The organism is Escherichia sp. E4742 (genome assembly GCF_005843885.1).
Taxonomy (GTDB): domain Bacteria; phylum Pseudomonadota; class Gammaproteobacteria; order Enterobacterales; family Enterobacteriaceae; genus Escherichia.
The window spans coordinates 3,748,722-3,762,193 of the sequence record NZ_CP040443.1 but is presented as its reverse complement, the minus strand read 5'-3'; the positions used below and the strand labels follow the sequence as shown (position 1 = coordinate 3,762,193).

The 13,472-nt window shown below is 52.3% G+C and carries 10 protein-coding genes; 1 reads left to right on the top strand and 9 read right to left on the bottom strand.

Annotated features, from left to right (window positions below; all coding sequences use genetic code 11):
- Positions 1-46: 46 nt before the first annotated feature.
- The 5 genes from hutG to hutU form a co-directional block, all read right to left on the bottom strand.
- Positions 47-997: a formimidoylglutamase gene (gene hutG / locus FEM44_RS18075; protein WP_135523011.1), complete on the bottom strand. Its 951-nt coding sequence runs from the start codon at positions 995-997 to the stop codon at positions 47-49.
- Positions 997-2,208 carry an imidazolonepropionase gene (gene hutI / locus FEM44_RS18070; RefSeq protein WP_135523012.1) on the bottom strand — a complete coding sequence of 404 codons (1,212 nt, stop codon included), beginning with the start codon at positions 2,206-2,208 and terminating at the stop codon, positions 997-999. The genes hutG and hutI overlap by 1 nt, the downstream gene beginning before the upstream one ends.
- Positions 2,205-2,771 carry a HutD/Ves family protein gene (locus tag FEM44_RS18065; RefSeq protein WP_240731796.1) on the bottom strand — a complete coding sequence of 189 codons (567 nt, stop codon included), beginning with the start codon at positions 2,769-2,771 and terminating at the stop codon, positions 2,205-2,207. The genes hutI and FEM44_RS18065 overlap by 4 nt, the downstream gene beginning before the upstream one ends.
- A 25-nt stretch (positions 2,772-2,796) precedes the next feature.
- Positions 2,797-4,206, bottom strand: coding sequence for a cytosine permease (locus FEM44_RS18060; RefSeq protein ID WP_130209878.1), 1,410 nt, complete (start codon positions 4,204-4,206; stop codon positions 2,797-2,799).
- A gap of 163 nt (positions 4,207-4,369) precedes the next feature.
- Positions 4,370-6,067, bottom strand: a complete 1,698-nt coding sequence (gene hutU, locus FEM44_RS18055) for a urocanate hydratase (protein WP_135523013.1) — start codon at positions 6,065-6,067, stop codon at positions 4,370-4,372.
- Positions 6,068-6,629: 562 nt separating this feature from the next.
- Between hutU and FEM44_RS25780 the strand changes: the two genes are divergently transcribed.
- On the top strand, positions 6,630-6,758 hold the full coding sequence (locus FEM44_RS25780) for a hypothetical protein (protein WP_276606483.1): 129 nt from the start codon (positions 6,630-6,632) through the stop codon (positions 6,756-6,758).
- A 104-nt stretch (positions 6,759-6,862) separates the two neighbouring features.
- Here the strand turns inward: FEM44_RS25780 and sucD are convergent, their stop codons facing one another.
- From sucD to sucA, 4 genes are all read right to left on the bottom strand, one after another.
- The gene (sucD, locus tag FEM44_RS18050; protein WP_000025458.1) at positions 6,863-7,732 is read right to left on the bottom strand and encodes a succinate--CoA ligase subunit alpha; all 870 of its coding nucleotides are present in this window, start codon (positions 7,730-7,732) and stop codon (positions 6,863-6,865) included.
- Complete coding sequence (gene sucC / locus FEM44_RS18045) at positions 7,732-8,898, bottom strand: ADP-forming succinate--CoA ligase subunit beta (protein ID WP_001048602.1); 1,167 nt, start codon at positions 8,896-8,898, stop codon at positions 7,732-7,734. Before sucC ends, sucD begins: the two co-directional genes overlap by 1 nt.
- A 276-nt stretch (positions 8,899-9,174) precedes the next feature.
- The gene (gene odhB / locus FEM44_RS18040) at positions 9,175-10,392 is read right to left on the bottom strand and encodes a 2-oxoglutarate dehydrogenase complex dihydrolipoyllysine-residue succinyltransferase (protein ID WP_087891040.1); all 1,218 of its coding nucleotides are present in this window, start codon (positions 10,390-10,392) and stop codon (positions 9,175-9,177) included.
- A 14-nt stretch (positions 10,393-10,406) separates the two neighbouring features.
- The gene (sucA, locus tag FEM44_RS18035) at positions 10,407-13,208 is read right to left on the bottom strand and encodes a 2-oxoglutarate dehydrogenase E1 component (RefSeq protein WP_001181468.1); all 2,802 of its coding nucleotides are present in this window, start codon (positions 13,206-13,208) and stop codon (positions 10,407-10,409) included.
- Positions 13,209-13,472 lie beyond the last annotated feature (264 nt).

The following is a 13,472-nucleotide window of genomic DNA, read 5'->3' as shown; positions in this document are numbered from 1 at the left end:
TTTCCTTATCATGATGAGTTTAACAACGGGTTACTGCGACAACGTTTTAATTTGTTCTATCTGTTTTCCCCCGCCGGACAATACTGGTCACCAGGCGAGCGGCAACTTTCGCGGTTAAATTATCGCGGTCCAGGTCCGGGTTAAGTTCGGCAATATCCGCAGCAATCAACTTTTCGCTACCGGCGATTAAATTCACAATGGCTTCAGTAATATTTAACGGCACGCCTAACGGTGATGGTGCAGAAACGCCGGGCGCCTGATAACCTGGTAAAACATCGAGACAAATCGTTAAATAAATGGCATCACACGCCTGAATATCTGCCGAGAGCGCATTAGCGACCTCATGCAAACCACGTTCAAATTGCAGAGATTCGTCCAGCCAATAACGCACACCGAGACAATCAGCGCGATCAAATAACGCCTGAGTATTGGCAAAACGACTTATTCCCAGCACGCGATAATTAAACGGTTTGCCATTCTGCGCGTTCCACTCTTGCATCTGACGAAACGGCGTACCTGAATTGGCTTTTTCCGCCATCCGTAAATCAAAATGCGCGTCAAGGTTCACAATCAGTAACCGCTGAATATCAGGACGCGACTGCATAATCCCCTGAAACGTTCCCCACGCCACTTCATGACCACCGCCCAGAACCACCGGTAAACTGCCGCGCGCAATGGCTGTAGATACGTTGGCCGCCAGACGATTTTGTGCGGACTCCAGCGCGTGGTCCTCGCTTTGTACATCGCCCATATCGAAAATAGCGCCTTCACAGAGCACCGGCATATTTCCCAACATGCTGCGCAACGCGCCCGGTCCGCCTGCTGCACCCGCTCGCCCACCATTACGTTGCACCCCGTCATCAACGGAAAATCCAATCAGCGTACAACCGCCGTGGCTTTGTTCACTAAACGGTTGCACATGCTGATGCCAGCGAGTGCTGATGCCGGTTTCCTGCGAGTCAACACGCCCGCTCCACGGTAAAAATGTTTCCTTCATTACCAACTCCTTTTTCCGCCGACAATAAGCCCCTGGCAAGGCTGATGCCCAAACCAGTAAGCCAGTTCACGTGGATGGTTAAGATCCCAGACCGCCATATCCGCCCGTAATCCCGATGCAAGTTCACCCCGGTCAATAAGTCCAAGTGCCTTTGCCGCATGACGCGTAACGCCCTGAACGGCTTCCAGCGGCGTCATGCGAAACAGCGTACAGGCCATATTGATCATCAATGGCAATGACGTATTGGGAGACGTTCCGGGGTTATGATCTGTGGAGATTGCAATCGGCACGCCCGCTGCCCGCAAAGCGGCAATCGGCGGCAGATGGGTTTCGCGCAGGAAGTAATAAGCACCGGGGAGCAGTACCGCCACCGTTCCAGCCATTTTCATGGCGGCGATCCCCGACTCGCTAAGGTATTCCAGATGATCGCAGGAGAGTGCAGAAAACGCCGCCGCCAGCGCCGCGCCTTGCTGGTCAGAAAGCTGTTCGGCATGCAGTTTTACAGGCAATCCATAGTGTTGCGCTTTACTGAAAACGCGCCGTACCTGGTCTGGGCTAAAGGCGATGTTTTCACAAAAAGCGTCAACCGCATCAATCAGCCCCTGTTCATGTAAGACGCCCATCCAGTCGCAAAGCGCCGTAATGTAATCATCACTGCGCCCGGCAAACTCTTGCGGCAAGCTGTGCGCCCCAAGAAACGTAGACTGAATACGTAATCCTGTAGATTCCTGTAAGCGGCGGATAACGCGCAAACAGCGCGCTTCATCTTCCAGCGTCAAGCCATAACCGGATTTGATTTCAAGCGTGCTGACGCCTTCACGCAACCAGTTTTGTAGTCGCTGCGCCGCCAGTTCAAACAGTTGTGTTTCGCTGGCCGCCCGCGTGGCATTAACGGTAGATAAGATCCCGCCGCCCGCTCTGGCGATATCTTCATAAGCCACGCCTTGCAGCCGCATCTCAAACTCATTCGCCCGCTGGCCGCCATACACCAGATGCGTATGGCAATCCACCAGACCGGGGGTCAGCAACTTACCCTGCAGGTCGTGTTCCTCTGTAATGTCAACCGTCAGTTCGCGAGGGATCTGCGTGGCCTTGCCAAGCCAGACAATAGTGTCGCCACGGCTGATTAATGCACCATTTTCAATCACTCCCCAATCGTTAGCGGAAAGTGTCGCCAGCGTGGTATTTCGCCAGAGCGTTAATGCACTCATAAAGATTTTTCCCCTCGTAGATAATAAAGCCACCAGCCCGCCAGCTCACCGACGGAGACTTTTTTCCGTGGTACGAAACGCCAGGGCTTGCCATCAGGCGCAACCAGCCATAACAACATATTTGCCGCGACAAACACCCTTTTCTCGCCGCTTATCCACTCCCCTTCACACAGCGTGAACAGGCCCGCTTGCGCAAGTGACGGAGGAAGCCAGTCAACGGCACTTTGCACCCGCAACATCCCCGTATCGCCTTCCCGCGCCATGACATTGAGATCGCGAACTGCACCGCCCAGCAGCTGGCAATCTGGCATGGCTTCTCCGGGAAAAATTAAGGCGGGATCGTGACGTTGCAGGTTGATTATCGAATCGGCAAACGTCAGCCTTACCCCTTCCCCATCGAGAATGGCGAGGCCACGTACCACGCCAGGCCACGCCGAAAAAGGACCGTCCTGGCTGACATTGGCCATACTGATGCGTAACAGCCAGTTTTCATCATCAGGCCAGGCATGTAGTTGTCGCGTAAAACCCCCGCCGTTGCGCCACGGTTGCAAGGGCTTATCCATTGCAGATATCAGCATTGGTTCCATATTACGACTCGGGATAAATAGTCTGGGCAGGAACGCTGGTAGTACGTTTTGCCCACGGGTAATAAATAACGGCAGTAATTAACAAGCCGATAATCCAGGAAATATCCGCCCCGCCCATCAGTACAGAAATGGGTCCCTGATACAGTTTTTGATTCAGGAAGGGGATCTGCACCAGCACACCAATTCCGTAGCAAACCAACGCGGTTTTGTTGTACGCGCCATAGCGTCCCTCCGGGGTATAAAGTGCCGGAATATCGGTTTTACCTTGTGAAATGAAGTAGTAGTCGATGAGATTGATGGCGCTCCACGGCACAAATACCGTCAACAGCAGCAGAACGAAATTTTTGAAATTATTCAAAAAGTCTGCGCTTGCCGCCAGCGCGACGACCATCGACAACAGCACGAACCCTACAACGTAGGCAGCACGAACACGCTGTGAAACCTGGCTGCGATTGTTAAAGGCGCTGACGGTCGCCAGAATTGACATAAAGCCGCCGTAGGCATTCAAACAGTTAACCGTCAGTTTGCCGCAAACAATCACCGTATAAATCAGAATGGCAAACGTCGGTCCGGCTAAATCGCCCATAAAACCAACCTGATCTTTCAGGAAGTTAGCACCGCAAGCAGCAACAAGAACGCCAAAAGTCATGGCACATTGCGCGCCAAGCGTGGTTCCCAGAAAGGTGGCAAAGAAGATTGATTTTGCTGGTGTATCAGAGGGTAAATAGCGGGAATAATCAGAGGCGTATGGTGCAAACGTTAATTGCCATCCGGCTGAGAGTGCAATCGTTAATAAGAACACCGATAAGCTAAATGGCTTTTGACCAAATGCCGCAGCCACATCGTAGTGACCGCTAAGTTGAGTGGCCAGGTAAATAAACCCCAGAATACTTAATATCCCTGCAACACGGCCAACGACGTGAATAAGTTTATAACCGACCAATGCGATCATCGCGGTAAGCATGCCGAAAATAATAATTCCGGTCGATGCTGACTCAAAACCAAATATCCGGTTAATCGCCTGACCGGATAATACCGTACCCGTCGCGGCAAATCCGAGATACATAATAATCACCATCAGTAACGGTAGCGCCGCTCCTTTGACGCCAAAGCGGATACGACTGGAGATCATCTGTGGTAATCCCAGCTTTGCCCCCTGTGACGAGTGCAATGCCATAACCGCGCCGCCGATAATATTACCGATTAATAAACCAATAATTGCTGACATGGCTTCAGAGCCAAAAATAATCGCTAACGCGCCGTCCACCACGGCGGTAATTTGTAAGTTAGCACTTAGCCACAAAGTAAACTGGCTGGAGGGCGCGCCGTGGCGAGCGGACTCAGGAACGGCGTTAATCGTATTTGATTCTAATACTGGTTTTTTACTGCGGATAGGGCTGCTTGATTCCATGAAAAAGTCTCCTGCAAAATGAGAGGTCATTTTTTGAAACAGCAATAGAGGGTCGAGAGATATTTCTCTCGACGATGTAATAAATATTTTTGATAATTATTGTTATACAGGCGGATGACTTCCCGCCTGTATTAGCGCAAATATTAAATAACAACGTTAATATTTAGCGAATCATCGGCAATTTCAGACCATAATTTTTGGCACATTCAATTGCCGCGTCATAACCCGCATCCGCATGACGCATAACCCCGGAAGCACAGTCATTCACCAGCACACGCGCCAGACGTTTTTCGGCTTCTTCGCTACCGTCGGCAACAATAACCATCCCGGCGTGTTGTGAATACCCCATCCCGACGCCGCCGCCATGATGCAGAGACACCCACGTTGCGCCACCTGCGGTATTGAGCAGACCATTGAGCAACGGCCAGTCAGAAACCGCATCACTGCCATCGAGCATGCTTTCAGTTTCGCGGTTCGGGCTGGCGACAGAACCGGTATCAAGATGATCGCGACCAATCACAATCGGTGCTTTTAGTTCACCGTTGCGCACCATTTCGTTGAATGCCAGCCCCGCCAGGTGACGCTCACCAAGCCCCAGCCAGCAAATACGTGAAGGAAGCCCCTGGAAGGCGATACGCTCACGCGCCATATCCAGCCAGCGATGGGTCAGTACGTTATTGGGGAATAGTTCTTTAATTTTGGCATCGGTTTTATAGATATCTTCCGGGTCACCAGACAGTGCCACCCAACGGAACGGGCCTTTGCCTTCACAAAACATGGGACGAATGTAAGCAGGAACGAAACCCGGGAAATCGAAGGCATTTTGCAGACCTTCATTGAAAGCCACCTGGCGGATGTTGTTACCATAATCGACAACCGGGATCCCCATCGCCTGGAAGTCCAGCATCCCCTGAACATGCGCCACGCAACTCTGTGCCGCTTCTTTTTGCAGTCTGGCGTGCTGTTGTGGATCCTGCTGTGCAGCACGCCATTGTTCTACGCTCCAGCCCATTGGCAGGTAACCATAGACCAGATCGTGAGCGGAGGTCTGATCGGTCACCAGATCCGGTTTGATCGCTCCCTGATGCGCACGTTTCACCAACTCAGGAACAATTTCCGCCGCATTGCCCAGCAGCGCGATAGAAACGGCTTCTTTTCGTTCGGTGTGGTATTTAATCAGCGCCAGTGCATCATCAAGATCTTTCGCTTGTTTATCGACATAACGGGTACGCAGACGGAAGTCGATGCTACTTTGCTGGCACTCGATATTTAATGAACAAGCCCCTGCCAGAGTCGCCGCCAGCGGTTGTGCACCGCCCATACCACCGAGCCCCGCGGTCAGGATCCATTTTCCACTTAGCGAATTGTTGTAGTGCTGGCGACCTGCTTCGACAAAAGTTTCGAACGTTCCCTGCACAATGCCCTGACTACCGATGTAGATCCACGAGCCAGCGGTCATCTGGCCGTACATGAACAGACCTTTGCGATCCAGTTCATTGAAGTGATCCCAGTTGGCCCATTGCGGTACCAGGTTAGAGTTGGCAATCAGCACGCGGGGCGCATCAGTATGAGTTTTAAACACGCCCACGGGTTTACCGGACTGTACCAACAGCGACTCATCAGGCTCGAGATTTTTTAGTGATTCGAGGGTCTGGTCGAAACATTCCCAGTTACGCGCCGCGCGGCCAATACCACCGTATACCACCAGATGCTGTGGATTTTCGGCTACGTCGGGGTCAAGGTTGTTCTGCAACATCCGATAGGCAGCTTCGATCTGCCAGTTTTTGCAATGCAGTTGAGTTCCTTGTGGCGCATGGATGACGCGACTGGTATCAATACGAGGGTCTGAAGGCTTACTCATGAATCTTCTCCTGTTACTGGATAAAATTAAATGCTGTCATCGCCCAGAAAAAATGAGCGAAGGAATACAGAAACGGTTTATATAATCTCCGTTTATAATTTCTCATTATCAATTCATCTGGTGAATTTCATTTGTTATGGAATATTCACCCTGAATGTAAATTCAAAAAAACTGCCAACGCTTTGTATGCGATTTCAATATGCTTAATTTAACTTTTGGAAAAAGTGATATTGTTGGCAAAATATTTTCTCATTTGAACATATGAATATGATGAGATTGCAAGATGTCTGTAATTTAATTATCCGCAGGAACGTATTCACGATAGCTAATCATTAGCGTAATAGCCGATAAGGCTGCCGCAAACCGAGAGCATGATACATTGATAGATAATGACATTGAAAAAACGGTTCTTAATAAGACAGCATAAGGATATGTCTTATTATCATAAATATACCTTCAGTTTCTATTATCCTTAAAATAATAAAAACAGAGCGTAGCAGATAATTCAAAGCAGAAAAAACAGGCATGCATATAAAATTTTAAAATATGGAATCTGGAGAATATGAATTTCCATTTTCTACAAAATGGCAACGTGAGGAAGTGCCAGTCGCTTATAAGCGATATTGGTACGGTTATCGATGCCCAGCAGAAAGCTGCCTGCGGTCAGATTTCGACCGTGGTTAACGTTTAAGGCATAAAAAAGGCCATCATACGATGGCCAACCATGTCGAAACCGACAGCCCTTCGCCATTCCTGTAGAGGGAAGCGGCGAGGGCTATTTCTTATTACAGATATTTATTTCAGAACTGTTTTCAGTGCTTCACCGATGTCAGCCAGGCTGCGAACGGTTTTCACGCCTGCGGCTTCCAGAGCCGCGAATTTCTCATCCGCAGTCCCTTTACCACCGGCAATGATGGCGCCTGCGTGGCCCATACGTTTGCCTTTCGGTGCAGTCACACCAGCGATGTAACCCACAACTGGCTTGGTAACGTGCTCTTTGATGTACGCAGCCGCTTCTTCTTCAGCGCTACCGCCGATCTCACCGATCATTACGATCGCTTCGGTCTGCGGATCTTTTTCGAACATTTCGAGAATGTCGATAAAGTTAGAACCAGGGATCGGATCACCGCCGATACCGACACAGGTAGACTGACCGAAACCGTAATCCGTGGTCTGTTTAACCGCTTCATAGGTCAGCGTACCGGAACGGGAAACGATACCCACTTTACCCGGTTTGTGAATGTGACCCGGCTGGATACCAATTTTGCACTCACCCGGAGTGATTACGCCCGGGCAGTTCGGGCCGATCATACGAACGCCTGCTTCATCCAGCTTCACTTTCACGGTCAGCATATCCAGCGTCGGGATGCCTTCAGTGATGGTGATAATCAGTTTGATACCTGCATCGATAGCTTCCAGAATGGAGTCTTTGCAGAACGGTGCTGGTACGTAGATAACAGAAGCGGTAGCGCCAGTAGCAGCAACAGCTTCACGCACGGTGTTGAACACCGGCAGGCCGAGGTGGGTGGTGCCGCCTTTACCTGGGGTTACGCCGCCAACCATTTTAGTGCCGTATGCAATGGCCTGTTCAGAGTGGAAAGTCCCCTGGCTACCGGTAAAGCCCTGGCAGATAACCTTGGTGTTTTTATCAATTAAAATGGACATTATTTCCCCTCCACTGCGGCAACAACCTGCTGAGCTGCATCCGTCAGACCTTTTGCTGCAATAATATTCAGGCCGCTGTCAGCCAGTTTCTTCGCGCCGAGTTCGGCGTTGTTACCTTCCAGACGTACCACGACCGGTACGTTAACACCCACTTCCGCTACCGCGCCGATGATACCGTCAGCGATCAGGTCGCAACGAACGATACCGCCGAAGATGTTAACCAGAACGGCTTTCACTTTGTCGTCAGAGAGGATGATTTTGAACGCTTCGGTTACACGTTCTTTGGTTGCGCCGCCGCCAACATCCAGGAAGTTAGCCGGTTCGCCGCCGTGCAGTTTAACGATGTCCATCGTACCCATCGCCAGACCTGCGCCGTTAACCATACAACCGATGTTGCCGTCCAGCGCAACGTAGTTCAGTTCCCACTGTGCAGCCTGTGCTTCACGCGGATCTTCCTGCGACTGGTCGCGCATTTCGCGCAGATCAGGCTGGCGGAACAATGCGTTGCCGTCAGCGCCCAGTTTGCCATCAAGGCAAATCAGGTCGCCCTGTTTGGTGATGACCAGCGGGTTGATTTCGATCAGCGCCAGGTCGCGCTCCAGGAAAATGGTCGCCAGACCCATAAAGATTTTGGTGAACTGCTGAACCAGTTTACCTTCCAGACCCAGTTTGAACGCCAGCTCGCGTCCCTGATACGGCATCGGGCCAGTCAGCGGATCAAGCGCAACTTTGTGGATCAGGTGCGGCGTTTCTTCCGCCACTTTTTCGATTTCCACGCCGCCTTCGGTGGAGGCCATAAAGACCACACGACGGGAACTACGGTCTACAACGGCACCGAGATACAGCTCTTTAGCGATATCAGTCGCCGCTTCAACCAGAATCTGGTTAACCGGTTGGCCATTGGCATCTGTTTGATACGTTACCAGACGCTTGCCCAGCCAGTTTTCTGCAAAAGCACGGATGTCTTCTTTGCTGTTTACAACTTTCACACCGCCCGCTTTACCACGGCCACCAGCGTGAACCTGACATTTCACTACCCACGGACCGGCACCGATTTTTGAAGCGGCTTCTTCTGCTTCGCGCGGAGTAGTACAGGCATAACCCACTGGCGCCGGTAAGCCATAGCGGGCAAAAAGTTGTTTTGCCTGGTATTCATGTAAGTTCATGTGTTCTGTCCATCCTTTAGTAATCGTTATCTTTTAAACCGTAGACCGAATGTGACGTATCGCTTCCGGGCATTGTCGGTCACCTGTAGGCCTGATAAGACGCGTTAAGCGTCGCATCAGGCATCGCTTGTCGGATGCGGCGCGAGCGCCTTATCCGACCTACATCGGTGATCCCCGTAGGCCTGATAAGACGCGTTAAGCGTCGCATCAGGCATCGCTTGTCGGATGCGGCGCAAGCGCCTTATCCGTTCTACAGTGCAGGTGAGGCTTAAACTACTACACGTCCAGCAGCAGACGCGTCGGATCTTCCAGCAACTCTTTGATCGTTACCAGGAAGCCCACGGATTCGCGACCATCGATCAGACGGTGATCGTAGGACAGCGCCAGGTACATCATCGGCAGGATCTCAACCTGACCATTCACCGCCATCGGGCGATCTTTGATAGCGTGCATACCCAGAATTGCGCTCTGCGGCGGGTTGATGATAGGCGTAGACATCAGGGAACCGAACACACCACCGTTGGTGATGGTGAAGTTACCACCAGTCAGATCTTCAACCGTCAGCTTGCCGTCACGGCCTTTAACAGCCAGCTCTTTGATTTTCTTCTCGATGTCTGCCATGCCGAGGGTATCGACATCACGCAGAACCGGCGTCACCAGGCCGCGCGGCGTAGAAACCGCCATGCTGACGTCGAAATAGTTGTGGTAAACCACATCATCGCCGTCGATAGACGCGTTCACTTCCGGGTAACGTTTCAGGGCTTCAACCACCGCTTTCACGTAGAAGGACATAAAGCCCAGACGGATGCCGTGGCGTTTTTCAAACGCTTCACCGTACTGCTTACGCAGATCCATAATCGGCTTCATGTTGACTTCGTTGAACGTGGTCAGCATGGCGGTGGAGTTTTTCGCTTCCAGCAGACGCTCTGCCACACGTTTACGCAGGCGAGTCATCGGGACACGTTTTTCGCTACGTGCAGCCAGAGCCGGTTGAGCCACCGGAGCAGCAGCGGCCGGAGCAGACTCTTTCGCCGGGGCTTTCGCCAGATGTTTTTCCACATCTTCACGGGTCAGACGACCACCCACACCGGTGCCTTTAATGGCGCTGGCGTCGAGGTTGTGTTCAGCCAGCAGGCGACGGATCGCCGGGCTTAACGCATCGTTGTTTTGCTCTTCCAGAGACGCCTGCTGGCGTTGCGCCGGAGTGGACGCTTTCTCTTCAGATTTGGCGCTGGTTTCTTTACCGGCGCTGTTGCCTTCACGCAGGCGACCGAGGATCTGACGAGACGTTACGGTTGTACCTTCATCTTCCAGAACCGCATCCAGAATGCCGTCTGCTGATGCCGGTACTTCCAGTACCACTTTGTCAGTTTCGATTTCTACCAGCACTTCATCACGTACGACTGCGTCGCCGGGTTTTTTATGCCAGGTTGCGACGGTGGCATCGGCTACGGATTCAGGCAGGTCAGGGACCAGAATATCTACGCTACTCATTGTGTATCCTTTATTTATTCGACGTTCAGCGCGTCATTAACCAGATCTTGTTGCTGTTTCTGGTGAACGGACATATACCCTACCGCCGGAGAGGCGGAGGCCGGGCGGCCTGCGTAACGCAGAGAAGCCCCAAATGGAATCACTTCACGGAAATGATGCTGGCTGCAGTACCATGCGCCCTGGTTGAGCGGCTCTTCCTGGCACCAGACAAAATCCTTGACGTGAGCAAACTGCTGCAACACTTCCTGCATCGCTTTATGCGGGAACGGGTAGAGTTGCTCGATACGCACAATGGCGACATCGTGTTGATTGTTCTTACGACGTTGTTCCAGCAGGTCGTAATAAACCTTACCAGAACACATCACTACGCGCTTCACGCCCTTCGGATCAAGCTCGTCGATTTCACCGATGGCTGGCAGGAAGGTGCCGTTCGCCAGTTCTTCGAGGCTGGAAACCGCCAGCGGATGACGCAGCAGGGATTTCGGCGACATCACGACCAGCGGACGACGCATCCCGCGCAGCGCCTGACGACGCAGCATGTGGTAAACCTGTGCCGGGGTAGACGGTACGCACACCTGCATGTTTTGCTCAGCACAAAGTTGCAGATAACGTTCCAGACGCGCGGAGGAGTGCTCCGGCCCCTGCCCTTCGTAACCGTGCGGCAGCAACATCACCAGGCCACACATCCGGCCCCATTTCTGCTCGCCAGAGGAGATGAACTGGTCGATAACCACCTGCGCACCGTTGGCGAAGTCACCGAACTGTGCTTCCCAGATAGTCAGAGTGCGTGGTTCTGCGGTGGCATAACCGTATTCAAACGCCAGTACGGCTTCTTCAGACAGTACGGAGTCCCAGACGCGGAACGCGCCCTGGCCGTTATGGATATGTTGCAGCGGCGTGTAAGTTGAACCGTTAGACTGGTTGTGGATCACCGCGTGGCGGTGGAAGAAGGTACCGCGACCGGAGTCTTCACCCGACAGGCGAACCGGAATGCCTTCGTCAACCAGCGTGGCGTAAGCGAGGTTTTCCGCGCCGCCCCAGTCAAACAGTTTTTCACCGGCAGCCATCGCCTGGCGGTCGCCATAAATCTTGGCAACGCGAGACTGCATCTCAATGGCTTCCGGCACCGTGCTGATGCGTTTAGCCAGTTCCTGCAGGCGCTTCATCTCAACTTTGTTCGGGTACTCTTCGTCCCATTCGTGGTTGAGGTACGGCGACCAGGTGAAAGAGTGCATGTTCATCGGACGCCACTCTGCCACTACGCAATCGCCAGCATCCAGCGCATCGCGGTACAGGTTAACCATCTCAGTAGCATCTTCCAGCGTCGCGACTTTTTCCTGCTCCAGCTTGTCAGCGTAGATTTTGCGCGGCGTCGGATGTTTTTTGATTTTCTGATACATCAGCGGCTGGGTTGCGCTCGGTTCGTCGGCTTCGTTATGGCCGTGACGGCGGTAGCACACCAGGTCGATGAAGACATCACGTTTAAAGGTGTTACGGAAATCAAGCGCCAGACGGGTCACAAAGGCAACGGCTTCCGGATCATCCGCGTTAACGTGGAAAATCGGTGCCTGAACCATCTTACCGATATCAGTACAGTACGGCGTCGAACGGGCATCCAGCGGGTTAGAGGTAGTAAAGCCAACCTGGTTGTTGATAACGATACGTACCGTACCGCCAACTTCATAACCACGCGCTTTCGACATGTTCAGGGTTTCCTGAACCACGCCCTGCCCGGTTACTGCGGCGTCACCGTGGATGGTGATTGGCAGCACTTTGTTGCTGCTTGGCTCATCAAGTCTGTCCAGACGAGCGCGAACAGAGCCGATAACTACCGGGCTTACAATCTCAAGGTGAGACGGGTTAAACGCCAGCGCCAGGTGCACCAGGCCGCCATCGGTCTGGAAGTCAGACGAGAAGCCCATGTGGTATTTCACGTCGCCCGTGCCGAGGTGTTCTTTATGTTTACCGGCAAACTCGTCGAACAAGTCTTGCGGTTTTTTACCCAGCACGTTCACCAGCACGTTCAGACGACCACGGTGCGCCATCCCGAGAACCACTTCGCGAGTGCCGCTGTTGCCAGCGTGGCGGATCATCTCTTTAAGCATCGGGATTAACGCGTCACCGCCTTCCAGCGAGAAGCGTTTTGCGCCAGGGAATTTTGCGCCGAGGTAACGTTCAAGGCCTTCAGCGGCGGTCAGTTCGCTTAAGAAGCGTTTTTTCTCTTCGCTATTGAAAGTCGCGCGACCAGACTCGATACGCTGTTGGATCCAGCGTTTTTCTTCGGTGCTGGTAATGTGCATATACTCGGCGCCAATCGGGCCGCAGTAGGTTTGCTTGAGAGCTTCCAGCAGCTCGCCGAGTTTCATGGTTTCTTTGCCGCTGGCAAATGAACCGACGTTGAAGGTCTCCTGGAAGTCTGCTTCGGTCAGATCGTGGAAAGACGGATCCAGATCGGCCACTTTATCTTGCTGCCACAGTCCCAGCGGATCGAGATTCGCATGCTGGTGACCACGGAAGCGGTATGCGTTAATGAGCTGCAGGACTTTAACCTGCTTCACATTGGTGTCAGGGTCGGAGATCGTTGAAGAGTAACGTGAAGCGTCTTTCGCCAGGCGGCGGAAATATTCACGCGTTTGAGAGTGGAATTGATCCGGTTTGACTCCCGTACCAGGTAACTGCTGGAACGTCGAACGCCAGTTAGCGTCAACCGAGTCAGGATCGGTTAAGAAGTCTTCATAGAGCTGTTCTATCCAGCTCTGGTTTGCGCCAGAGAGGTAAGAAGAGTCCAACCAGGCTTTCAAAGCGCTGTTCTGCATCGTGATCCCTTAAGCATCTTTTTTATGCTTACTTCGCCGTGGATACTACCACGCACATTTCACATCAGATGTGCGTGCCGGGGTTCACTTGTTGCGGACTTGTCGTGTTTTCTGCGTCCGCTAAGGAACCTTTAAAAACTGTCTTAGTGTCAGGGGCAGTTTTTAAAGATTTCCTGCATTTTTTTATTACGCCTGATGCGCTGCGCTTATCAGGCCTACGGGTAATGACTTGTAGGCCGGATAAGGCGTTTACGCCGCATCCGG

Excerpts from the sequence above, each read along its gene's own strand:
- sucC (WP_001048602.1), bottom strand. The coding sequence starts at position 8,898 with ATGAACTTACATGAATACCAGGCAAAACAACTTTTTGCCCGCTATGGC.
- hutI (WP_135523012.1), bottom strand. The coding sequence starts at position 2,208 with ATGAGTGCATTAACGCTCTGGCGAAATACCACGCTGGCGACACTTTCC.
- sucA (WP_001181468.1), bottom strand. The coding sequence starts at position 13,208 with ATGCAGAACAGCGCTTTGAAAGCCTGGTTGGACTCTTCTTACCTCTCT.
- FEM44_RS18060 (WP_130209878.1), bottom strand. The coding sequence starts at position 4,206 with ATGGAATCAAGCAGCCCTATCCGCAGTAAAAAACCAGTATTAGAATCA.
- FEM44_RS25780 (WP_276606483.1), top strand. The coding sequence starts at position 6,630 with ATGAATTTCCATTTTCTACAAAATGGCAACGTGAGGAAGTGCCAGTCG.
- odhB (WP_087891040.1), bottom strand. The coding sequence starts at position 10,392 with ATGAGTAGCGTAGATATTCTGGTCCCTGACCTGCCTGAATCCGTAGCC.
- FEM44_RS18065 (WP_240731796.1), bottom strand. The coding sequence starts at position 2,771 with ATGGATAAGCCCTTGCAACCGTGGCGCAACGGCGGGGGTTTTACGCGA.
- hutG (WP_135523011.1), bottom strand. The coding sequence starts at position 997 with ATGAAGGAAACATTTTTACCGTGGAGCGGGCGTGTTGACTCGCAGGAA.
- sucD (WP_000025458.1), bottom strand. The coding sequence starts at position 7,732 with ATGTCCATTTTAATTGATAAAAACACCAAGGTTATCTGCCAGGGCTTT.
- hutU (WP_135523013.1), bottom strand. The coding sequence starts at position 6,067 with ATGAGTAAGCCTTCAGACCCTCGTATTGATACCAGTCGCGTCATCCAT.